Annotated in this window: 17 protein-coding genes and 1 tRNA gene; 10 read left to right on the forward strand and 8 right to left on the reverse strand. The window is 49.4% G+C overall.

What is annotated here, in order from left to right:
- Positions 1-387: 387 nt before the first annotated feature.
- On the reverse strand, positions 388-930 hold the full coding sequence (locus ACO0KV_RS11280) for a c-type cytochrome (RefSeq protein ID WP_423042628.1): 543 nt from the start codon (positions 928-930) through the stop codon (positions 388-390).
- A 388-nt stretch (positions 931-1318) separates the two neighbouring features.
- Between ACO0KV_RS11280 and ACO0KV_RS11285 the strand changes: the two genes are divergently transcribed.
- The 4 genes from ACO0KV_RS11285 to ACO0KV_RS11300 all read left to right on the forward strand — a co-directional run bounded on the left by ACO0KV_RS11285 (position 1319) and on the right by ACO0KV_RS11300 (position 6467).
- Positions 1319-1393 (forward strand) — tRNA-Arg (locus tag ACO0KV_RS11285).
- A gap of 452 nt (positions 1394-1845) precedes the next feature.
- Positions 1846-4641 (forward strand): M16 family metallopeptidase, encoded by a 2796-nt coding sequence (locus tag ACO0KV_RS11290; RefSeq protein ID WP_423042629.1) that lies wholly within the window; start codon positions 1846-1848, stop codon positions 4639-4641.
- A gap of 238 nt (positions 4642-4879) precedes the next feature.
- Positions 4880-5641, forward strand: coding sequence for a substrate-binding periplasmic protein (locus ACO0KV_RS11295; protein ID WP_423042630.1), 762 nt, complete (start codon positions 4880-4882; stop codon positions 5639-5641).
- Between the two features lie 31 nt (positions 5642-5672).
- Positions 5673-6467, forward strand: coding sequence for a substrate-binding periplasmic protein (locus ACO0KV_RS11300; RefSeq protein ID WP_423042631.1), 795 nt, complete (start codon positions 5673-5675; stop codon positions 6465-6467).
- A gap of 54 nt (positions 6468-6521) precedes the next feature.
- Here the strand turns inward: ACO0KV_RS11300 and dinB are convergent, their stop codons facing one another.
- Positions 6522-7682: a DNA polymerase IV gene (gene dinB / locus ACO0KV_RS11305; RefSeq protein ID WP_423042632.1), complete on the reverse strand. Its 1161-nt coding sequence runs from the start codon at positions 7680-7682 to the stop codon at positions 6522-6524.
- A gap of 316 nt (positions 7683-7998) precedes the next feature.
- On the opposite strand from dinB, the gene ACO0KV_RS11310 reads away from it, so the two are divergent.
- Positions 7999-8481, forward strand: coding sequence for a thioredoxin family protein (locus ACO0KV_RS11310; protein WP_423042633.1), 483 nt, complete (start codon positions 7999-8001; stop codon positions 8479-8481).
- A gap of 89 nt (positions 8482-8570) precedes the next feature.
- On the opposite strand, the gene ACO0KV_RS11315 is transcribed toward ACO0KV_RS11310, so the two are convergent.
- Positions 8571-9620 carry a helix-turn-helix domain-containing protein gene (locus ACO0KV_RS11315; RefSeq protein ID WP_423042634.1) on the reverse strand — a complete coding sequence of 350 codons (1050 nt, stop codon included), beginning with the start codon at positions 9618-9620 and terminating at the stop codon, positions 8571-8573.
- A 246-nt stretch (positions 9621-9866) separates the two neighbouring features.
- Here ACO0KV_RS11315 and ACO0KV_RS11320 point away from each other — a divergent pair, with 246 nt between their 5' ends.
- From ACO0KV_RS11320 to ACO0KV_RS11335, 4 genes are all read left to right on the forward strand, one after another.
- On the forward strand, positions 9867-11468 hold the full coding sequence (locus tag ACO0KV_RS11320) for a GMC family oxidoreductase (protein ID WP_423042635.1): 1602 nt from the start codon (positions 9867-9869) through the stop codon (positions 11466-11468).
- Between the two features lie 243 nt (positions 11469-11711).
- Positions 11712-12533 carry a D-hexose-6-phosphate mutarotase gene (locus ACO0KV_RS11325; RefSeq protein WP_423042636.1) on the forward strand — a complete coding sequence of 274 codons (822 nt, stop codon included), beginning with the start codon at positions 11712-11714 and terminating at the stop codon, positions 12531-12533.
- 123 nt (positions 12534-12656) lie between these two features.
- On the forward strand, positions 12657-15431 hold the full coding sequence (locus tag ACO0KV_RS11330) for a M16 family metallopeptidase (RefSeq protein ID WP_423042637.1): 2775 nt from the start codon (positions 12657-12659) through the stop codon (positions 15429-15431).
- Entirely contained in the window at positions 15428-15907 is a 480-nt protein-coding gene (locus tag ACO0KV_RS11335) for a cupin domain-containing protein (RefSeq protein WP_423042638.1), read from the forward strand. Before ACO0KV_RS11330 ends, ACO0KV_RS11335 begins: the two co-directional genes overlap by 4 nt.
- 93 nt (positions 15908-16000) lie before the next feature.
- Here the strand turns inward: ACO0KV_RS11335 and ACO0KV_RS11340 are convergent, their stop codons facing one another.
- Positions 16001-16642, reverse strand: a complete 642-nt coding sequence (locus ACO0KV_RS11340; RefSeq protein ID WP_423042639.1) for a YcbK family protein — start codon at positions 16640-16642, stop codon at positions 16001-16003.
- Between the two features lie 219 nt (positions 16643-16861).
- On the opposite strand from ACO0KV_RS11340, the gene ACO0KV_RS11345 reads away from it, so the two are divergent.
- On the forward strand, positions 16862-18070 hold the full coding sequence (locus tag ACO0KV_RS11345) for a GIN domain-containing protein (protein WP_423042640.1): 1209 nt from the start codon (positions 16862-16864) through the stop codon (positions 18068-18070).
- 72 nt (positions 18071-18142) lie between these two features.
- On the opposite strand, the gene ACO0KV_RS11350 is transcribed toward ACO0KV_RS11345, so the two are convergent.
- From ACO0KV_RS11350 to ACO0KV_RS11365, 4 genes are all read right to left on the reverse strand, one after another.
- The gene (locus ACO0KV_RS11350) at positions 18143-18571 is read right to left on the reverse strand and encodes a hypothetical protein (protein WP_423042641.1); all 429 of its coding nucleotides are present in this window, start codon (positions 18569-18571) and stop codon (positions 18143-18145) included.
- A 29-nt stretch (positions 18572-18600) separates the two neighbouring features.
- Positions 18601-19515: a TraB/GumN family protein gene (locus ACO0KV_RS11355; protein WP_423042642.1), complete on the reverse strand. Its 915-nt coding sequence runs from the start codon at positions 19513-19515 to the stop codon at positions 18601-18603.
- An 83-nt stretch (positions 19516-19598) separates the two neighbouring features.
- Positions 19599-20390 (reverse strand): substrate-binding periplasmic protein, encoded by a 792-nt coding sequence (locus ACO0KV_RS11360; protein WP_423042643.1) that lies wholly within the window; start codon positions 20388-20390, stop codon positions 19599-19601.
- 50 nt (positions 20391-20440) lie between these two features.
- Complete coding sequence (locus ACO0KV_RS11365; RefSeq protein ID WP_423042644.1) at positions 20441-22486, reverse strand: UvrD-helicase domain-containing protein; 2046 nt, start codon at positions 22484-22486, stop codon at positions 20441-20443.
- Positions 22487-22557 lie beyond the last annotated feature (71 nt).

A 22557-nucleotide genomic window follows, 5' to 3' on the forward strand; every position in this document is an offset into this window, starting at 1 on the left:
CGCAATTCGTTCCCATTGATCATCTCTCAACATCAGTCGCAGCATCGTTTCATTCTTTAAAATCTAGAATGTAAACACACTTCGGGAAAAGTTAACAGCTTTTTATATGTCAACACGCCCTAGTTAAATTGAAATATGAGTGAGATAAAAGGCAACAAGAAATGTAACAAGCGACGTTTTCTTATCGGGACATGGTTGCGAGCAGACATTGAAAAAGCTTCAAGCAACATGGGAGCAGAATCAGGAAAGAAAAAAACCGCGCTCTGAATAAGAGTTCGCGGCGTTGAATCCTCGATGCTGACGCCCGCCATACTATCGATGAGCACGAGAAGGGGCAGCGTGAATAGGGCATGTTTCTGGTAACACGCCCTTTTTATTGCTGGATGCTTATTTTGCGGGAGCCTCTGCAGGCGCTGCTGCAGCTTTGACTTCTGGCTCCTTGAATTTTGCACCGCTAGCATTGGCCATGTGCACAACAGCGCGCGCCACTTCGACGTCGTCCAAGTCAGGGTTACCACCCTTGGCTGGCATCGCACGGATACCGGCAACCGCATGTTGTACCAATGTGTCATAGCCTTGCGCCAAACGTGGCCCCCACGCGCCGTTATCAGCAAATTTCGGCGCACCAGCGGCACCTGTTCCGTGGCAAGCGGAACACACCATTTTGTAGACCGCTTCGCCGGACTGTAATTGTTTAGGACCACTCACGTCTTTAAAGGTAAAACCCTGATCCGCCACTGGCTGAATACGCGCAGCAACTGCTTCTGCCGTCAATGCGGAAGAGCCTGCACCTACTTTTTTATCATTGGATACGTATTCCACCAGTAAAACGATGGCAATGATAGGAACCAGAAACCCAGCAAGAATTGCAGCGATGAGTTGTTTAGGTGTCTTAATCACTGATTCGTGTTCGTCGTGCGCTTCACTCATGGTTTCCTCTTTGCAAATGAAATGGTCATCCCGGTTGCTTGCCAGTGATGTAAATCAACTGACTCTAAAGTTTTTGATTATAGAACCAAAAGTTCGCGATTTGCTATCAAAAGCATCGTTTGTCTGATTTGCATCAGCAAATGTTGTTGTGCAGTACAATAAAAGTCGGACCTGTTGCGTTCGATGCACCGCAATACGTGCCATTCATCAGGCATGGTTCGATATGTTGCAAGCAATTAGACGATTTTTTTCGTTGTGAACATGCCCCACAACGCTAAACCGCGCTAAATCAGTCATTTATTTAGGATTTCACAAAAATATTGCAACGCACGCAATGCAAAATCGCTGTTAAACATATACAATTGCGAACCTCTGAAGTCAGAACAGCGCGACCGTCTTCCAACGGATAGGATACGAGTTTCCGAAGCTCGCAATACAGGTTCGATTCCTGTCGGTCGCACCAGTTATACCCCTCTTCACTTCTCCACGGCTATACGCTCTTTCGCTGTGCGGATCTATTTTTACTCTTGATTCACTCCTTTTTCGTCAAATAGTACTGCCGATGACATGGCCTGATCGTTTTCTTTACAGGCGGTAGCTCATCAAGAAAACAAGCACTAGATACACTCGGCTAATATATTAATGTCGACACGTCCTTTTTCAGTCTGCTACACTCATTTAAATATTGTTATTTAATAATTTTATATTTGCAACTTACGCAACATTGCCCCAGCAAGATATGGCGATGAAGAGCGTAGACGATGAAGGCTAAGCGGCATCGTGCAGTCGGTGTGGTTTGCGTAAGTCCCAATATACCTAGTTTAAGTTCGCCTCCAACTTCAGGATCTCGTCTCGGTGCTGAATAGAAGGATGAGTACGGCCTGTTTCAACCATTGTCATTTTTTAAAGGTGTCTATGATGTCGTCGCGCTTTTCACTTTCAGTCGTTAGTTTGTCTCTCGCCATGGCTTTTGGCGGCTTATTACATGTTCCGGCCATCGCTGGCACTACCGTACCTACTGCGCCTGCAGCAGAAAGCCATATCAACCTGCCTGCTGGCATCAAGTTTGTCCGCAATGTAGAAGGGATCAATGAATACCTGCTACCAAATGGATTGCGCGTACTGTTGGTACCGGATGCCAGTAAGCCAAGTACCACTGTCAACATCACCTATCGGGTTGGGTCAAGGTACGAAAACTATGGCGAAACAGGGATGGCGCATTTGTTAGAACATTTGATGTTCAAAGGCAGCAAACAACATCCGCGCTTGTGGGAAGAAATGTCGCAACGCGGCGTGCAATTTAATGGCACGACCTCGTATGACCGCACCAACTATTATGAAACCTTCGCTGCCAAGCCAGAAACACTGATCTGGGCCTTGTCGATGGAAGCCGATCGCATGGTCAACTCTCGGATCTCGGGCGACGATCTGAAAACAGAATTTTCTGTCGTTAGAAACGAGATGGAAAAAAATGAAAACTCTGCTATTGGCATGCTGATGCAACGTGTGATTGCCAGTTCCTACCAATGGCATAACTATGGTAAAGACACCATTGGTGCACGCACCGACGTCGAGAATGTCAACATCCCACATTTACAAGCGTTCTGGCGTAAATATTATCAGCCAGATAATGCCACCCTGACCGTGGCTGGCGCGTTCGATAGTCATCAGGTGCTGAAATTAGTCGCACAACATTTTGGCAAAATTCCGCGTCCAAAACGCGTACTTGAGCCCACTTACACTCTCGATCCAGCACAAGATGGTGAACGTGATGTCACGGTACGCCGCGTAGGCGAATCACCAGCTGTCGTAGCGATGTATCACACGATGCCTGCCGCCAATGCAGATTACGCTGCGACAGAGGCGCTCGCACTGATTCTGGCAGACAGTCCAAATGGTCGTCTGTACAAAGCCTTGGTTGAAGCGAAAAAAGTCGTTGAAATATTCCCTTACGCAGCAAACTTGGATGAGCCAGGATTTTTGCTGATCGGTGCTAATTTACGTGCAGATCAGGATCCGGCTGATGCTAAGAAAATCATGACTGGCATTATCGAAGGCTTTGCTCAACAACCAGTCACCGAAGAAGAATTAACACGAGCAAAAGCAAAGCTCAATTCTGACCTCGCGCAAGTCTTCAATGATCCTGAAAAATTTGCCGTTGCGCTGTCAGACAACATCGCTTCTGGTGACTGGCGTTTATTTTTGCTCTTCCGAGATCGCGTCAACGCACTGACCGTCGCCGACGTCCAACGTGTCGCCACGACCTGGTTTAAAACCAGCAATCGCACCACGGGTAGCTTTATTCCTGATGCAAAACCTGAGCGCGTTCCAGCGCCAGCAAAAGCAGATGTCATTGCCGAACTCAAGACCTTTACACCGAGCGCCGCGATTGCACAGGGCGAGGTGTTCGATAGTTCACCGGCCAACATTGACAAACGTACCCAGACTGGTTCCCTCGGAAATCGCTTGAAATACGCTCTCTTGCCAAAAACCACGCGTGGCAATACTGTCGTCATGGCAATGAATCTGTATTTGGGTGATGCGCAAAGTCTCAAAAATAAAGGTGTGACACCTGAGCTAGCCGCTGCGATGCTGAGTCGTGGTACGGAAAAACTCAGCCATCAAGCGTTCACCGAAGAACTAGATAAGCTCAAAGCCAAAGTGTTGATCACCGGCGGTACCGGCAACGTCAACATTGCTGTTGAAACGGTGCGCGATAATTTACCTAAAGTAGTGGGATTAGTCCGTGATGCGTTACGCCAGCCAGCATTCAATGCCAATGAATTCACGCAAGTGGTGAATGCGCAACTCGCGCAGTTAGAAGAATCCGGTAAAGATCCACAAGCACTGGCCATCGATGCAGTCCGCTCGGCGAATAACAACTGGCCTGTTGACGATCCGCGCCACTATCAGAGTATTGCTGAAAAAATCGCTGCGCTCAAAGCAGTCAAATTGGCTGACGTACAAGCGTTCTGGAAAGAATTTTACGGCATCAATCAAAACAGTAAAGATAGTCAGGCCCAGATCGCTGTTGTGGGTGAATTTGATCCTGCTAGTGTAAAAACACAATTAGAGTCGGCATTCGGTGCGTGGAAATCAGACCATGATTTCCAACGTCTCAATAAAGTCTACAACCAGACCCCAGCAAAAGAGGTGCATATTCAGACGCCAGACAAGGCCAATGCGTTTTTCTTCGCAAGTATGAACCTGCCAACCAGTGCACAGAACCCAGATTATGCTGCGCTGGTGATGGCAAATTATCTCCTCGGTGGTAACGTCAATTCACGAATCTTTAATCGCATTCGTCAGAAAGATGGCATCAGTTATGGTGGCGGCTCTTCTTATTCTGCATCGTATCTGGATGAAGTTGGCAGTTTCTCTGCTTACGCGATTTATGCACCACAAAATCGTGAAAAATTAGAAACTGGCATGCGCGAAGAAATCAACCGTGCAGTCAAGGAGGGTTTCACGGCAGCAGAATTGGAAGATGGCAAAAAAAGCTACTTGCAAGAGCGTCAGCTTGAGCGTAGTCAGGACAACCTGCTCGCGCAGGAACTGGCCGCAAACCTGTTCCTTGATCTAACCATGCAACATGATACAGAAACCGAGAAAAAGATTTCGGCTGTCAGTGTTGCAGACTTGAAAGCCGTACTACAAAAATATCTGTCCTATGAAAAACTGACCCGTGTGTTTGGTGGGGATTTTAAATAGAGTCGCCGTTACTTGATTCAAGGATAAATCATTTTTGTTAATGTTACTCAAGCCTGCCCCTCGATGAAAATCTGAGGGGCTTTTTTTTATGATGACTCTGCGAATGCAAAAGCTAAAATATAAAAGTCCAAAATGCTTTAATATAAGCCGAACATGCTGCACATCACACCTTCATTGACATTAAAAAAAGTGAAGTTGCTGTCACATTCGCTTCATTCTCCGAATGTAAAATTTGCCTATGCGCTTTTATCCTCTTCACTTTCTGCTGCCACGTCGTGTTGTGTTCATCGGCATGTGTTTGCTTTCAGCTAGCTCGGCGGCGGCTGAGTTGACTGTCGTCACAGAAAATCTGCCACCCCTTAATTTTGAAGTCAACGGCGTCGCCACGGGTTACTCCACCGATGTCCTCGAAGCGGTATTAAAAAAAGCCAATATCAAAGCGACCATTTCCGTTTTGCCATGGGCTCGCGCCTACCAGATGGCATTAACCCAACCCAATACTTTGCTGTTTTCTACGACCCGAACACCTGAGCGCGAAGACTTGTTTGAATGGATAGGTCCAATCAGTTCACGGCAAATCTATTTATATAAACTGAAAAATCGACGTGACATTGAGGTTAAATCAATCGCTGACAGCACCAAATATAAGGTAGGTCTTGTGCGTGAAATGGCATCGACGAAAGACTTTCTGAAAGAATCCGCCATCCCTGAAGAGGCTGTTGACTTTGCACCTACCGCGGAGTCAAACATCAAAAAATTTTTGTTAGGCCGCACCGATCTAATCGTTTCTCAAGACTGGAGCATGGCGTTTCAGATGAAAAGCCTGCACAGGTACCCCTCTGAATTACAACCCGTTCTGCTACTGGATGGCAAAAGCAGCTACTACTTTGCAATGAATAAGCAGAGCGATCCGGCTTTAATACAAAAAATTCGTGCATCGTTTGAAAAAGTACAACAATCAGGCCTACTTGAGAACCTCAGAAGCAAATACATGCGCTAAACTCGTTTGTCGTCGTTCACGTTGAAAAATAATGCGCGTTTTCTGCCTCCTGCTAATGATGTTGGTGATTGCCTATGGTGCGCCGGCATGTTCGGCTGAACACGACAATTTACATCTTGCGTCCCTTGAGTGGCCTCCTTACGTCAGTCATTCACTGCCAGGAGAAGGCCTCATCGCTGCAGTTGTCAAAGCCGGTGCAAAAGAAAGTCAGTTGCCGGTGACTATTGCGTATTTCCCTTGGAGTCGTGCGGTTCAGGCGGGATTAGAAGAAAAAAATTTCGCTGGATATTTCCCCGCTTTCTATCTGAAAGAAAGAGAGAAAAGTTGCTATTTTTCGCATTCTTTAGGCAATAGCACCGTGGGCTTTGCTTATTTAAAAAATAAACAGTTTGATTGGCATAACTTAACCGATCTGCACGCCTATACCATTGGCGTGGTCCATGAATATGCAAATGGCGAAGGATTCGACATGCTCGTCAAGCAGCATGTGCTGACCACAGATAGCGCCCCCTCTGATATCAGTAATGTCAGAAAATTACTGGCTGGCCGGGTTGATGCCATTGTTATCGATAAAAATGTCCTACGTCAGTTACTGATCAGTGACAATAGTCTGGATAAAAATAAGCTCAATATCATGTTTCATCCAAAAGAATTAACGAACTTCACGATGCACATTTGTTTCCAACGCAATGCAAAAGGCTTACGATTACAACAAGCTTTTAATGCAGGACTCAGTTCCATCAAGCTCAAACAATTCGAAAACCAATACTTTGCACAACTTCAGCAAGTGGGTGTTGCAGGTGTTGCTGGCGCTGCCGGTCGTTAAATCGCTGAAACGACGAAAAGTGCTTCACCACAGCGTGCCGCAGGTCTCCTCTTTTTACGGCTCACTAAATAAAACACCCTGACGACCTTGTCGCTGATGAATGGGGTCATTCTCCTTGAACAACGCACCTGCTCTCACACCTAATAGGCGAAATTTATGTTCAAGAGGAATTCGGCGCAGACATTCCCCTGCGGCTTTACGAATGACGACGGGGTCAGCGGTGGCCACAGGAAGTGTCATATCCCGCGTAGAAATGTGGAAATCGTGATAACGAATTTTGATCCCGACTGTCGCACACCGATATCCTTTTCTCTTTAAATCCGCTGCCAGTCGATGGCAAAGACCAGTAAAAATATCAGTTAATGTTTCTCTATCTGTGATGGCGTGTAAATCGTGTTCAAACGTGACTTCACGGCTAATCACTTTCGGTTCTGAATGCGTGACTACCTCACGATGATCGATGCCGCGCGCAGCGTTGTAGAGCCACCCCGCATAATTACTGCCAAAATGATCCTGTAACAGACTTGGATCTACATTCGCAAGCTCGCCAACGGTGGCAATGCCTAGCGCAGCAAGACGCTCTGCAGACTTAGGACCGATACCGTTCACCTTTTTGACGGATAAAGGCCAGATACGCGTCTCAACATCTGCCATCGACAAGATGGTCAGGCCATCCGGTTTTTCTAAATCTGATCCGATTTTTGCCAATAATTTGTTTGGTGCGACACAGATTGAGCACCGCAAGCCCGTCGATTCAAAAACAGCGTTTTTCAATCGACTTGCTAGACTCAGCGTATCCTCACGGTGGTCGGTTAGATCGATGTAAATCTCATCAATACCGCGATTTTCAATCGTGGGAGCAATTCTCGATACTGCGTCTTTAAAAGTGGTTGAGTAATACCGATAAGACTCAAAATCGGTGGGTAGTAAATACATCTCAGGGGCGACACGTGCCGCTTTCATAATTCCCATTGCGGAGCTGACACCGAGCGCGCGAGCTTCATAGGTGGATGTGGTTGCAACGCCCCGCCCCACGTAGTCCTTGAGCCTAGAAAAGACGCGCGTTCCATCTGCTTGTGTCACAGGTTGATGCGAGGAACCGCCACCGATGAGCACCGGCTGACCACGCAGTTCGGGGTATTTCAACAGTTCAACGGAGGCATAAAACGCATCCATATCCAAATGGGCAATGCGTCTGGTCTGTGTTGATGCCATGATAAAAGTAAATAAACAGAAAAAGCAGATGAACTAAAGCCCAGCGCCAGCAACACGATGGCTAATCTTGGTCAAATGAGCTGAAAATCTAACTCTGAGAGAACTATTTTAGCTGATTTTATATAAAATACTGTATAAATAATCAGTTTATTGACGATATAAATGCAATTATTTATGCCTGCTAAGATAACCAAACCGCATATCTTGGCTGGTGTGTCCGCGATCGCACAGCAATATTGTCGGTCTGTTTTGATAACAATGACAAAGCACTAAAATTAAGTCACTATTTCAATATTATTTTCTTTTGATACGAATCATGAAAAAAATTCTTCGTTCACTTGCTGGCCTTGCCCTGAGTCTGGGTCTGGGTCTGAGTCTGAGTATTAGCGCCGCCCACGCGGACTTGTTGCATCCCTACGATGAAACTGCCGATGCGCAAGCCAATGTCACGAAAGCGTTGGTGCAAGCCAAATCGGGCAACAAGGATGTACTGGTGATCTTTGGTGCGAACTGGTGTAAAGATTGCCTAGAATTAAACAAATCCATGCAAGGTCAAAGCGCGGCAATGATCGCAAGCAAATTTGTCGTGGTCAAAGTCAATGTTGGTCAGTTTGATAAAAATCTCGATCTCGCGGCGAGTTACGGTAATCCGATCAAAAAAGGGATTCCCGCAGCAGTGGTATTAACACCTGACAATACCGTTTTGTTTGCCTCCAAAGGCGGCGAACTATCAAATGCCCGTCGTATGAGCGAGCAAGGCGTGTACGATTTTTTTAATCAGATTGCCTCTCAGCATTAATTAAAGTTAAGCATCCCCAGAATCCTACCAAGGCTGGGGATGCCATCATCAGAACACACGGCAACCCCGTCACTACCAGCTTAATCTGGTCAAGGCGCTGCCGTCACTTTGAGGCGGTAATCAGCGGGGCTACAATTGGTCCACCGATTAAATGCCCGGCGAAAGCTCCTGGCATCAGAGTATCCAAGCTGTTCCGCGATATTCTCCAGACTGAGCGTCGTCAGTAATAGACGCTTAGCCCGATCCAGACGTACGGTTTCAGTGACCTGAAAATACGACGTTCCTTCGCGTACCAACAAGCGCTGCAACGATCGCGGACTGATGCCCAGCGCTGCAGACATTTCTTCTACCGTATGCAATTCACACTGCTGACTGACCAGCGTACGTAGTAGGCTTTGCCGGCCCAGCACGCCAACGGCAGCGAGTTCTTGCTCGCAGGCGTTATGAGCAGCGTGGACAGCATGTGCATCCGGTGTTGATAAGCGAAGGTCTAACACCTCGTTAGGAATCAGAAGACGGTTCGTGTCCGCGCCGATCACCACAGGACAGCCAAATACCTGTTCAAACAGCGCTCGTTTGAGTGGATTCTGCCCCCGTAACTCGACCTGATGTAGACGAAAGTGTGCACCACCCAATTGACGTGCTGCATTTACGGCAGTCAGTAGATGATCAACAGCCAGAAAATCCTGTAACTCGATATCATCAAATAAGGAATGCGCGACCAGCGCTGAATAGGGCGTCCCCATGACAAATTGTAGATGCACCATCGACCCAGCAATCAACTGGAACTCCAATCCAAATTGCAAGGCTTTTAATAAGGTGGGTTGTGCAGCCATGCCAATGGCCATCTGTCCCAGTTGCGGGAGAGACTTGCGCGCGCCCGACCACAGACAAAGTTCGTCGCCGCCGATCTGGCGTGCCCGCAGCAGACCTTCGCGCGCTTGCACATAGCTGATACGGGTATTGTGAGAATTTGCGCCGAACTCAATGCAGCTCTCTGCAAATGCGGGAAAAAGATCTGTCAGACGCCAATTCTGTTCACGCGCTATCGCCAGCAGACCACTGAACGGGTGCGCCGGGAAAATCGCATCTTGCACCGACAACAGCGACGCAATTGAATCAAAACGGGAATGGGTCATTTTTTCATTCGGCTGATTTCTGGGGGCATCTATCAATACTGTCAGACAGGCACAACATGGCAGCAAATGTCCTTACTTTATGTGAACGAGCGTACTAATATCAATCCATGCTTGTCATTCAATAACATAAGTTCTTGGCATTACCGTACAGGGTAAAACGAAAAGCAGCAACACTGCAGTGCAGCAAAAAAATCAGATGGCGTGGCTCAAGAACGACCATCCTCAATCAAAAAAAATGGAGACAATATGAACCAAATCAGCGACTACATTGTAGTTGGCGGAGGCGCAGGCGGATGCGCCATCGCTGGACGCCTGACTGAAGATCCCAGTATCAGTGTCACCGTCCTTGAGGCTGGCGGTACTGGCGATAGCTGGGTGGTCAATACCCCCATTGGGGTGGTCGCGATGTTACCCACCAAGCTCAATAACTGGGCATTTGATACCGTGCCACAGCTAGGTCTGAACGGGAGACTCGGTTACCAGCCGCGCGGCAAAATGCTCGGTGGCTCATCAGGGCTCAACGCCATGGTCTACATCCGTGGTCACCGGAGCGACTATGATCAATGGGCAGCCTTAGGTAACACGGGTTGGTCGTATGAGGATGTTCTGCCCTACTTCAAGCATTCCGAGAATAATGAAACCCACGCGGGTCACTATCATGGACAAAACGGTCCTCTGCGCGTGAGTGAGTTGCGTACCGATAATCCCATTCAGGAACGCTATATCGAGGCCGCCAAACAGGCGGGCTTTCCTATCAATACCGATTTTAATGGTGCCGAACAAGAAGGTGTCGGTATCTATCAGGTTACACAATACCAAGGCGAACGCTGGACCGCCGCCCGCGGCTACCTGCGCCCACACATGGGCAAGCGGACAAATTTGCGTGTTGAAACCGGTTGTCAGGTCACAAAAATCATCTTTGAAGGTAAGCGTGCGGTGGGCGTGCAGATGCTACAAAACGGTCAGCAGAAAACCCTGCGTGCAGGCCGTGAAATTATATTGGCTGCAGGCGCCTTCCAGAGTCCGCAGTTATTGATGTTGTCCGGTGTCGGTGACGCCTCGGCCTTGCAAACGATGGGTATTCCGGTCGTCCACCACCTGCCGGGTGTCGGTCAGAACTTACAAGATCATCCCGATTTTGTCTTTAAATACCGCGCAAAGAGTCTAGACCTGCTGGGTGTCTCTCCTGGCGGCAGTATCAGGATGCTGCGTGAATTCCGTCGTTATCAGACCCAACGTCGTGGGATGCTGACCTCCAATGGAGCTGAAGGCGGTGGCTTTTTAAAAACCGATTCCTCTCTCGCCGCACCAGATATCCAGCTCCATTTTGTCATGGCGATGCTCGATGACCATGCGCGCAAACTGCACTTGGGTCATGGCTTTTCATGCCATATGTGTTTGTTACGCCCTAAGAGCATCGGTGAGGTGACCTTGGCAAGCCCTGATCCATTGGCAGCACCGTTGATCAATCCGCGCTTCCTGGAACATCCTGAAGATATGGATACGATGGTCAAAGGCTTCAAGCTGACCCGCAAGATTATGGACGCGCCGGCATTGACCAGTATCCGTAGCAGCGATTTTCAGACGGCGGATGTCCATACCGACGACGAGATCCGCGCTGTGATTCGCGCCACCAGCGATACCGTCTATCATCCGATTGGCACCTGCAAAATGGGGGTCGATGCCATGGCGGTTGTTGATCCAACGCTCAAAGTCATTGGCGTTCAAGGATTACGCGTCGTCGATGCCTCCATCATGCCAACGCTGATCGGTGGCAATACCAATGCACCAACGATGATGATTGGCGAGAAGGCAGCAGATATGATTAAGGCAGAATTGCGGCAGTAGCGGGGGCGCTGTGGCGTATGCTTGTGCATGCATACAGCTACTTTTTTAATTGATTCGATGGCTCTTCGTGGGGGTAGGCCATCGGGTCCCTGCCTTCACAGGGATGACAAGCAAAGGATGGCAGCCCATCCTACGACAATGCCATACCAGCCCCGCAAGTAACATTGCAAAAAATACTAACAAACAGCCAGAGCTGACATAGAATAGGCCTTCCTTTAACTGATGTGAACGGGATGCGATTTCATGGATTTTTTGACTCTGACTGCGCGCGATGGAGCGACTGTTAGTATTTGCCATCAAGGTGCTCATGTATGTTCGTGGATACCGGCAAACGGCACTGAACAACTATTTTTAAGCAACCAATCCGAGTTCCGCGAAGGTGTGGCGATTCGCGGTGGTGTTCCGGTGATTTTTCCACAGTTTGCGGGCTTAGGAACGCTGCCCAAACATGGCTTTGCACGTACCGCACCATGGAAATTAGACCAGCAAGGTTACGCCGACGATGGTGCAGCGCAGGCGGTATTTAGCTTAAAAGAAAACATCGCCCGTCTGACGATCTGGCCTTACGTGTTCAACGCTGAACTTGCCGTCAGTGTCCTCGACAATACCTTGCAAATCGCACTCACCGTCAGCAATGCTGGCGATACCGGCTTTCACTTTACCTCGGCATTGCATACCTATTTGGCCGTCGACGATGTGCATGAAGCACGTCTGCGCGGGTTACAAGGGACGCATTATCGCGATAGTCTCACCGGTGCAGATCGTTGTCCCGAAACGGCTGAACTGCTGCAAATCCTGGGTGAAACCGATCGCATTTATGCCAACGTCCCTAACCAGTTATGTCTGCAACAGACGCGTCAACATCTGCACATCAACACAACGGGCTTTGCCGATGCGGTGATATGGAACCCAGGACCGGCTGGCGCTGTCAAACTTGCGGATATGGAAGACGACGGCTATCTGCGCATGCTCTGCGTAGAGGCGGCAGCGATCATGCGACCGATCGCCTTGGCCCCCGGCGAGAGCTGGACGGGCAGCCAGAGTTTTATGGTCAGTAAATTGTAACTATTTTAAGATACTCCCCCAGATACTCATTTAAATCGACCAATTCTCATTGTGAATACAAGGGGGAAAATAAATACTCCCCCCAGTATATTTTAACTTGTTACCATCATTGTCAGGATCACTATGTCATCACCTTCTGTTCGCCGTTCAGCGCTAGCCGTCACGCTTAAACCCGTGTTGCGTGCGTTAGTTATTGGCGGCGCTCTGTTTTTTACCGCGCCAGCGGCGTTCTCGGACAGCTTACCCAAAGGGATGACACAAGTAACTAGCGTCGAGGGGATCACAGAATACCGCCTACCAAATGGCCTGCGTGTGTTATTGATGCCGGACACGACCAAACCCACGGTCACCGTCAATGTGACCTATCTGGTCGGCTCACGCCAAGAAAATTATGGCGAAACAGGCATGGCACATTTACTCGAGCACATGATGTTCAAAGGGACGCCAAAACATCAAAAAATTACCGAAGAATTCAATAAACGCGGTATGCGCATGAACGGTACGACCTCGCTCGACCGCACCAATTATTATGAGTTATTTCAAGCCGACGACAGCAACCTGCAATGGGCGCTGGAGATGGAAGCTGACCGTATGGTGAACTCGAATGTCGCCCGCAAAGATCTCGATACCGAAATGACGGTAGTGCGTAACGAGTTCGAACGCGGCGAAAACTCACCCGGCAGTGTACTCATGAAGCGCTTACAAAGTGTTGCCTACGACTGGCATAACTACGGCAACGCCACCATCGGTAACCGCAGCGATATCGAAAACGTCAAAATAGATAACCTACAAGCGTTTTATCATCAATACTATCAGCCAGATAACACCGTCCTATTGGTTGCTGGTAAGTTTGATCAAGCTAAAGTAGTGCAATGGATCAGCAACTCCTTTGGCAAAATCGCCAAGCCAAAGCGTACCCTGCCCCAGTTCTGGACCGTCGAGCCGACCCAAGATGGCGAACGTAGCTTCATGGTCCGTCGTGCTGGTGATATCCAACTTGTCATGATTGCCTACAAAGTCCCAGCCAATCTACATACCGACCGCGACGCCATGAGTTTTGCTAGCGATATTCTGACCAATGCCCCACATGGTCGCCTGCATAAGCAATTAGTTGAGACCGGCAAAGTGGTGCAGATCTTTGCGACCGAAGTGGGTAGAGTTGCGCCAGGTCTGGTAATCATCGGTGCGGCGGTCAAAAAAGGCGAATCTATCGACGCCGCCAAAGACGCATTACTAGCTGGAATAGAAGATTTCAAAAATAATCCGCCAAGTAAAGACGAAATCGATCGCGTCAAACGCGACAACGCCAACAGCTTTGAACAACTGTTCAACAATCACGAATCCATCGGTATCAGTATGTCGGAATACATCGCGATGGGTGACTGGCGCTATCTGTTCAAAGACCGTGACGATGCCAACAAAATGACGTCCGAACAAGTTGCCACCGCCGCCAAACATTACATGGTACGAGACAACCGCACGGTCGGAATGTTTGTTCCAGAAGACGCGCCACAACGCGCCGACATCCCTGCAGCGCCATCGATCAATGAGGTCATGAAAGACTTCACACCAAAGGCAAGCAAACTCGCGGGCGAAGCGTTTGATCCATCGCCAGCTAACCTCGACAACCGAACACAGATTAGTCAAATCGGCCGCCTGCAAGTCGCTTTATTGCCAAAGAAAAATCGCGGCGAAACCGTTAATGTCTCGATCGCTTTACATTGGGGTGACGAGAAGAGTTTATTCGGCAAAAGCACCGTCAGCAGCCTGGCTAGCAGTTTATTGGCCGCAGGAACAACGAAATATACGCGTGCTGAACTCGATGACCAGATGTCGAAACTGAAAATGAGCGGCGGCTTGTTCTCCTATCAGACCACGAAAGAAAACCTTGCCGCATCACTCGCACTGGTCTCCCATGTCATGCGCGACGCCAATTACCCTGAGAACGAATTCGCACAGTTACGTGATCAGTCTCTGGTCGGAATGGAAGCCTCACGTAACGAACCCGGGGCCATTGTTGGTCGCGAAATGGCGCTCTACTTCAATAGCTATCCGGCTGGCGATTACCGCGCCGCTAAAACACTCGATCAGGCGCTGACCGAGATACGCAATGTCAAACTAGATGACATCAACGCCTTTCATCGTGACTTCTATGGCATTTCCAAAGGTGAACTGTCGATCGTCGGTGATCTGGATGTCGACGCCACCAAGGCGGCGATCGCCAGCGCCTTCGGTAACTGGGAGAGCAAAGCACCTTACGCTCGCTTAGTAAACCAACGTGCCGATCCGACACCGATACGTAAGATCTTCAACACGCCTGACAAGGCCAGCGGCGTCTACGCCAGCGCCATGACCCTGTCGCTGCGTGATGAGGACGAAGCGTTTCCGGCATTACGCGTTGCTAATTACATCTTCGGTGGCGGTGCGGGCCTTAATTCACGCCTCATGGAACGCATCCGCCAAAAAGAAGGCCTGTCGTATGGCATCGGCTCCTCACTCTCTGCTGGCGAAATCGATCCGGTTGGTAGTTTCGGTATCAGCGGCACAGCAGCACCGCAAAATCTGGCCCGCGTTGAAGTCGCGATTAAAGAAGAATTAGCCCGAGCGCTGAAAGACGGCTTTACCGCCGATGAGTTAGCCAAAGCCAAATCAGGCTTGCTGCAACAACGGGTGCAATCACGTACCAACGATGGCAGCGTCGCAGGTGGCTGGAACAGTAACTTATTCCTCCACCGCAGCTGGGCATGGTCGCAAGCTATGGACGACAAAATCAAAGCGCTGACGCTGGACCAAGTCAACGCCGCTTTCCGTCGTTACATCGACCCCACCAAAATGAGTGTCTTTATTGCTTATGACGAAGCCAAAGCAAAAGCCCCAGCAGGAGACACGCGTCCATGACCACCATCAATTCCAACGTCGCCAACATCCACGAATTAAGCTTAGAGCACGCTCAAAAAGGCGATAAATTTGAGAGTAAGGGCTTACGCGTCGGACACTTGCTTGGCGCAAAAGACCTGGGCTATTCGTATGACGTCGTGCCTCCCGGAAAAAGCGCCTGCCCTTTCCATAATCACCGCGCTGAAGAGGAAATGTTCTTTATCGTGAAGGGTTCAGGAACGCTCAGATACGGCACTGAAACCAGAAAAATCCGTGAAGGCGATGTCATCTGCTGCCCCACGGGTGGACCAGAAACAGCGCATCAGATCATCAACGATTCCGACAGCGATCTCGCCTATCTGTCCGTCAGCACCATGATGCCCGCTGAAGTCTGCGAGTACCCAGATTCAAAAAAAGTCGGTGCTTATGGCGGAGATTTAAAGCATATGACCCGTGTTAATCATGCTGTGGATTATTGGACGGATGAAGAAGTGTAGGTGTGGGTTTGGAAGGGCGAAATCTGCGGTCGCCCTTCTTTTGCTTACGTTGCTGTGGCGAAGCAACGTAAGTAGCCGCCGAGCGCTGCGACCTTACCCCTTCCAACTCCTTTGCAACCCCGTATCTGTATGAATCCACCCCCCATTGGCCGTCGCTCGATAATAAAATCCCACCCCACCCTGCCGGAAACTGCTGATCAACTCCCCCAGCACTTCTTCATGCAACTGCGGAATGCGGATATCGGCGGCTTTACCGTCCATGTGCAACGACCTGCGAGCGGCAGGGACGCCCTGCTCGATCAAATGGCGATTGGACTCTGGTGTCCGGTATCCAGACAAGATTTCTAGTGGGCGGGTCATGCCAAAACGCTGAACATACGCTTGGGTTGCCCACAATGTTTCAAGCAATTTAGGGTCCATCGCCACAGTCTGTTTTCCGTTCACATCACGCAGGAGATGACAGAGTTCCTGATACGCAGAATCAATCACTTCACCATCTTTCCAGTACAACAGGGTACTGCGCTCTTTGGACGCTGGGCGGATTAAATCAAGCGTTCGGGGTTTCACCCAGAAGTCGATATCCAATGCCTGCGAGTCAAACAAATCTGGCGGCGGTTGTAACTGCGATGATTTTTCTTCCGTTGCATTAGCCAAGGACACGATGCGGGTTGTGCTGAATAACCCAGCAGCGGTCAGAAGCAGACTTTTTTTCAATACGTGACGACGGGTAGGCATAGACAATCTTTTCAGTGTTCGTTGGTGCCGGAGACGACATCCTTTTTGTCGGCTTCGCAATACCATGTGCAGTGTAATAGTAAAAAACAATTATGCAACGTTCATCGCAAGTTTTTACTCCCCGGGAGTCAATTTTTGCATTCCGTCGCAAAGATCCAGCGGGTCGGCATGGTTACGGACTACACTTGTGTATTACTTAATATTAATCAAGTATCCATCATGAAAAAAAATCTCGTTGTTTTATGCCTAGGACTCGCAACGCTCTCCGCATGCGAAATGCATTATGAGACTGGATCTGGCGAAAAAATCATTGGCAGTGGCAAAATCATTACCGAACAACGTCCGGTAAGCGCCTTTACAACGTTAGAAAACGATAGCTTTTTTCAGGTGATCGTGACCGCTGGTGATAAAGACGACATTGAAATCTCTGGCGATGAAAAACTAGTACCCCAAGTCGAAACAGTGGTCGAAGGCGAGCGACTCATCATCCGGAACAAAAATAAAACCTATCGTTTTTCCTGGAAAACCAATCCTGGCACGATCAACATTACCGCCGCCCATCTACAAAGTCTGGAAAACGGCGGTAGTGGCGACATCGAACTGCGAAACATGAACACAGATAAATTCAACCTCAAATCTAACAGTTCAGGGGATATCAAAGCCAGTGGCAAAATCGCGTCGCTCAACGTAGCGTCGTCAGGCAGTGGCGATCTTGATCTTGCACATCTGACCGTCGGTCAGGCGACGTTGGAACTCAATGGTCCCGGCGACCTGACGCTCGATACCGTCTCTGGCTCCCTCTCTGTCAAAGTGAATGGCAGTGGCGGCGTTGATGTCCGGTCCTTACAAGATGCCAAAGTGGATCTGATGCTGCGCGGCCCAGGCGATACCAAATTACGGGGTAGTATCAAAGCATTCAATGTTGAGTCATCAGGCTCGGGAGATCTGGATGTCGACGGATTGCACGTCGCACAAGCGGATTTGCAGTTATCGGGACCGGGCAGCGTCAGACTTTCAGGGGAGGCCGATGTTCTCAATCTGACTGTGAGCGGCTCGGGGGATGTAGAAACGACGCATTTGCATACGAAGTCCGTGATATTAAAAAATCAGGGCCCTGCGGATATCAACATCAATATCGATCAAAATTTGAAAGCAGACCTATCGGGTTCGGGCGATCTGAAAGCGAAGTTCACTGCCGCAAACAACATCGAATTGCTCATGAACGGTCCAGGCACAAGTGTATTATCAGGCACGGCTAATAGTCTGGTCGCTAAGGTAAATGGCTCTGGTGATCTTCATGCGAGCGATTTACTGCTGCGCTCGGCGAGCATCAAAGTCAATGGTCCTGGAGAGGCTGCGGTCAATGTGCGGCAAACGAATGGGCCACGCGTTGTTCACATCGATCGCAATGGCGTTGTTAGCGAATAGCATCCTGCCTTCCTCTTCTGATGTTGCCGACAAGTGAAAGAAAGCAAAGGACGAAGAAGAAATCCAAACAAGCTATCTTTGTATCCTGAAGGCGTGCTGCAGCACGAGGCGGCTGCTGGCGATGAGGCTATTTAATCCCAAAATCAGTTGCACCAAAACTTGGCCCTGCACTAACCAGATCTGTCCTCGCGGCGGCGCAACCCGCGTCACGGCGGTCAGCACGGGTTGGACCCAGGCTGCGTCTGGGGTGACATCGAGTAATATATCGCCATCGCTATTGGTATGCAGATAGATTTCGCCACCGTGCAGTAAATTAAAACAGACACCGTAGCCAGCTTGCGGGTTTTTGCCTATCAATTGTTGTAATTCACGGTCGTGCAGGTCCAACCACGCTTCAACGTCATTGACGTTATCAAGTGAAACCCAGGTGTGGTCTCGCATCAGGTGCTCTGTTAACGAGACAGAACCACTTGCCTCGTCGGCGGGGAAATCGGGTGCCATAGTTATTTCTTCGGTTGTTGCTTGCTTGATTAATACTTGATCTGGCGTACTTGCAATCCCTGCTTCTTTAACAAATCAGCAATGCTATTCGGACCAGAAATGTGTCCGGCCCCGACAACCACGATCACGTGTTTGCCAGCCGCCATCAGTTCAGCGATTTTATCTGCCATGGCGGGGTTACGCTCATCGAGCAGACGCTCCATGATTTTTTTAGAACCTGCATTTTGTTCTGACTCTTCGCGCAACAACGTAACGACTTTCTCTGCATCGCCCGCTTTCCAGGCAGCGACGAGTTGATTGGTCTCGCGTAAGGCGTCACCACTCTTGAGACTCGTGATCGTCTGGCTCAGCATGGCATCGCCTTCGTCGTCGGTCAGGCCACCAAGTATTTTTGCCTGAAACTCCATACTTTCCAATTCCACGATCTGCTTTTTATCTTGCTTAGCGCGTGTGATGAAATGGACGTCAACGCCGAATGCTGGCTCATACCCGCCTTTGGCAAAGGTACCGACCATTAACCCCGTCGCCACCATCGCCGGCTTTAATATCTGAAAGCGTTCCGCAGCAGGACCCACATAGCCTTTTAACGCATCCCAAGTTGCAGGCTGTAGGTGATTTTGTAATTTGTCAGGTGCTGCATAGGTCAGCAAAGGCATTGCTTTCACCACTGCATTGCGGTCTGAGCTATCGAGCTCTACCGCCAACGTGTCAGCTTGTTGATAGGCTTTTTGGACCTTGTTCGGTAACGGATAAAAACTGGCTTTTGCCAAATGAATCGAGCCAAATAAATAGGCAGTATTGGTATCGGACTTCACTTCCCACAGAATACCCTTAGCATGGGTTTCGGCAGCGGTTTTAGCACTGACCTGACTAGAAAAAACAAGGGTCAACAATACAACAGAAACAGTTTGAAGCGCTGGGCGAGCTACGTTGAACAGTGGCATAGGATTTATTTATCAATACGGGATTGTTGGTCAATAGTTAAAAATCGGCTTCCTGCGATCGATTTTTAAAGGAAAGCGGCAAGTTAGGGTTTATTCATCACGGGAAACTGTCGCCATTCCTTGTTAGCATTTCTCAATGCGCGCTCTATGTCGCCATTCTTCCGCATTTTCTCGATTTCATCATTAAATACTTTCAGATACTTCACACAGGGACTTTTGCTGACGAAGCCGACCAAATTCGGTGTTTCAATGACAAACGGGCGCAGCGCCACGATGTTGGCATCCCATCGGGCGGTCTGTAATGCCAGCAAGGCGGGATAATAACCTGTTAAGACGTAATCAAACCGATGACCCAACAACATGCGAAAGCTGGTTTCCATGTTCTGCGCTGCTTCGATCTGTAGTTGTTCGTCCATAAACTGATCGAAAGGCTGCCCAAAGCGGTTTCCACGGGCAATGCCACCACGGCGTCCGATCAGGTCTTCTTTATTGGTGAAAGGAAAAGGCTCTTCGACACGCACAAACACTGCGACGGGATTACTGAGGACTGGCGTACTGAATGTCAAAAACTGGCGACGCTCGGTGGTATCTTTGAGCGTCGTCACCATATCTACGACGCCATTTTCTGCGGCGACCAAGACGCGTTTCCAAGGACCCAGATAACGGATCTCATAGGGGATCCCTAGTTCTATTAGTGCTTTGGTGGTTAGTTCAATGCTGGCGCCACGAAATTGCTTGCCATCGTACCAATGTAAAGGTGGATACGCTGGATCAGCAGAGATGACGACACGTTCGCATCCTCCCTGCGCTAGCACCAATGGCGCAACTGGCAATGTTATCAATAAAGCAAACAGACCCGAGAACCAGTGATGCATGGACATCCCCTTTGTGATGCTTCAAATCATCAATCTGAGAATATTTCCTCTCAGTTGATTGTCGGAGGATGATTTGACTTTGTCAACAAAGCTTTCAAATTAGCTAATCGCTCTTTGGGCGTTAACACCTCAGCTTCGGTCGGCACGGCATCGCCTTCATCGAGCTTCATTTCTTTGATGAAACGTGAGACATCGCAATGGACCGGCGCGCCGGCGCGTTTGCGCTTTTTGCACCACGTAATGTGCAAGCTGCGCTGGGCGCGGGTGATGCCGACGTACATCAGGCGGCGCTCTTCTTCGATACGGGCCGCGAGGGTCTCTATTGGTGCGTCCGGATCGCCTTTGTGCGGTAGGATGCCTTCTTCGACACCGACCAAAAACACGTGGGGATACTCTAGTCCCTTAGACGCATGCAAGGTCGACATGCGCACAGCATCGGGTTCTTCGTCCTTGCCTTCCATCATGGCCATGAGGGCGACCATTTGTGTCAGATCGAGCAAGCTGCGGTGTTCATCCGTGCCCTCTTTTCCGCCGCTCCCTTTGGTTTTGAGCCATTGGGTAAAGTCGAGCACGTTTTGCCATTTACTTTGCGCGGCGCGGTCATCAAAGCTGTCATACAAATAGGCTTCATAGTTGATTTCCTTCATCAGGTCATCAAGCAACTCAGCCGCATGGCCCTCGCGGTGGGCATGTGCCTCGACGTGGTTAATGAAGGTGGCAAATTCACGCAGAGGCCGCAATTGACGCTCAGTCAGTTTGGCTTCGATCCCGCCTTTGAAAACAGCAGCAAATAGAGAGCATTGCCACTGCCCAGCAAACGCACCCAAGACTTCTAAGGTCGCCTGACCGACACCCCGTTTGGGCGTAGTAATGGCGCGGATGAACGCTGGGTCGTCGTCTTCATTGGCGATCAGGCGGAGATACGCAATGATGTCTTTGATTTCTGCACGGTCAAAAAAACTCTGCCCACCAGAGATGGTGTACGGGATACGTTCCTTGCGCAGCGCTTGTTCGATGACGCGGGCCTGATGATTGCCGCGGTACAAAATCGCATAATCAGAATACTTGGCGCGTCGTTCAAAACGATGCGCAGAAATCATGATCGCGACCTGCTCTGCCTCTTGTTCGTCGTCCTGCATGCCCAGCACTTTGACCGGATCACCGAGACCATGTTCTGACCACAAGGATTTTTCAAATAACTTCGGGTTATTGCCGATCACAGAATTGGCGGCCTGCAAAATACGGGTACTGGAGCGGTAATTTTGTTCCAGTTTAATGATTTCTAAATTCGGAAAATCGACTTGCAGCGTTTTCAGGTTTTCAATGGTCGCCCCGCGCCACGCGTAAATCGCCTGATCGTCGTCACCTACGGCGGTAAACATCGGTTTTTTGCCAATACCACTGACCAATAATTTCACCAGTTCATACTGGCACGTATTGGTATCCTGATATTCATCGACCAAGAGATAACGCAAACGGCGTTGCCACTTATCGCGCACCTGTTCATTACTACGAAACAACTCGACGGGCAGACGGATCAAATCATCAAAATCCACCGCTTGATAAGCGGATAACGTTGCCACATAGCTACGGTAAATTCGCGCTGCGGTGGCTTCTTCTTCGTCTTGTGCCTGTTTTATCGCTAGTTCCGGATCGATCAGCGCGTTTTTCCATAAGGACATTGCGGTCTGTATCCGGCGAATCAGTTGTTTGTCGGTGGTGATCGCTAAATCCTGCACCAACGAAAAGCAATCGTCGCTGTCCATGATTGAGAAGCGGTCTTTGAGACCCAGCGCTTGCGCTTCCTGCCGTAAAATTTTGACGCCCAATGAGTGAAACGTCGATACCGTCAGTTGCTTTGCCTGACGTGGCTCGGCTAAGAGCTTGGCAATCCGCTCCTGCATCTCGAGCGCGGCTTTGTTGGTGAAGGTCAGCGCGGCGATATGCTTGGGCTCATAGCCGTGCAGTTCGATCAGGTTGACGATTTTTTGCGTAATGACCCGAGTTTTACCGGAACCCGCCCCTGCCAACACCAGGCATGGACCGTCCATATAATTCACTGCAGCACGTTGGGGGGCATTGAGACCGTGGGACATAGGCGCTTGAAAAACAAAGTAAGCGCTATTGTAGCCTTATGCGGGATCGATAGCGGGATTTACCACCATCC

It is taken from the genome of Undibacterium sp. RuRC25W, from assembly GCF_049339825.1.
In the GTDB taxonomy this organism is placed as follows: Bacteria; Pseudomonadota; Gammaproteobacteria; order Burkholderiales; family Burkholderiaceae_D; genus Undibacterium.

What these genes read in the sequence shown, in the direction of transcription:
- ACO0KV_RS11280 (WP_423042628.1), bottom strand. Translation starts at nt 930, where the DNA reads ATGAGTGAAGCGCACGACGAACACGAATCAGTGATTAAGACACCTAAA.
- ACO0KV_RS11290 (WP_423042629.1), top strand. Translation starts at nt 1,846, where the DNA reads ATGATGTCGTCGCGCTTTTCACTTTCAGTCGTTAGTTTGTCTCTCGCC.
- ACO0KV_RS11295 (WP_423042630.1), top strand. Translation starts at nt 4,880, where the DNA reads ATGCGCTTTTATCCTCTTCACTTTCTGCTGCCACGTCGTGTTGTGTTC.
- ACO0KV_RS11300 (WP_423042631.1), top strand. Translation starts at nt 5,673, where the DNA reads ATGCGCGTTTTCTGCCTCCTGCTAATGATGTTGGTGATTGCCTATGGT.
- dinB (WP_423042632.1), bottom strand. Translation starts at nt 7,682, where the DNA reads ATGGCATCAACACAGACCAGACGCATTGCCCATTTGGATATGGATGCG.
- ACO0KV_RS11310 (WP_423042633.1), top strand. Translation starts at nt 7,999, where the DNA reads ATGAAAAAAATTCTTCGTTCACTTGCTGGCCTTGCCCTGAGTCTGGGT.
- ACO0KV_RS11315 (WP_423042634.1), bottom strand. Translation starts at nt 9,620, where the DNA reads ATGACCCATTCCCGTTTTGATTCAATTGCGTCGCTGTTGTCGGTGCAA.
- ACO0KV_RS11320 (WP_423042635.1), top strand. Translation starts at nt 9,867, where the DNA reads ATGAACCAAATCAGCGACTACATTGTAGTTGGCGGAGGCGCAGGCGGA.
- ACO0KV_RS11325 (WP_423042636.1), top strand. Translation starts at nt 11,712, where the DNA reads ATGGATTTTTTGACTCTGACTGCGCGCGATGGAGCGACTGTTAGTATT.
- ACO0KV_RS11330 (WP_423042637.1), top strand. Translation starts at nt 12,657, where the DNA reads ATGTCATCACCTTCTGTTCGCCGTTCAGCGCTAGCCGTCACGCTTAAA.
- ACO0KV_RS11335 (WP_423042638.1), top strand. Translation starts at nt 15,428, where the DNA reads ATGACCACCATCAATTCCAACGTCGCCAACATCCACGAATTAAGCTTA.
- ACO0KV_RS11340 (WP_423042639.1), bottom strand. Translation starts at nt 16,642, where the DNA reads ATGCCTACCCGTCGTCACGTATTGAAAAAAAGTCTGCTTCTGACCGCT.
- ACO0KV_RS11345 (WP_423042640.1), top strand. Translation starts at nt 16,862, where the DNA reads ATGAAAAAAAATCTCGTTGTTTTATGCCTAGGACTCGCAACGCTCTCC.
- ACO0KV_RS11350 (WP_423042641.1), bottom strand. Translation starts at nt 18,571, where the DNA reads ATGGCACCCGATTTCCCCGCCGACGAGGCAAGTGGTTCTGTCTCGTTA.
- ACO0KV_RS11355 (WP_423042642.1), bottom strand. Translation starts at nt 19,515, where the DNA reads ATGCCACTGTTCAACGTAGCTCGCCCAGCGCTTCAAACTGTTTCTGTT.
- ACO0KV_RS11360 (WP_423042643.1), bottom strand. Translation starts at nt 20,390, where the DNA reads ATGCATCACTGGTTCTCGGGTCTGTTTGCTTTATTGATAACATTGCCA.
- ACO0KV_RS11365 (WP_423042644.1), bottom strand. Translation starts at nt 22,486, where the DNA reads ATGTCCCACGGTCTCAATGCCCCCCAACGTGCTGCAGTGAATTATATG.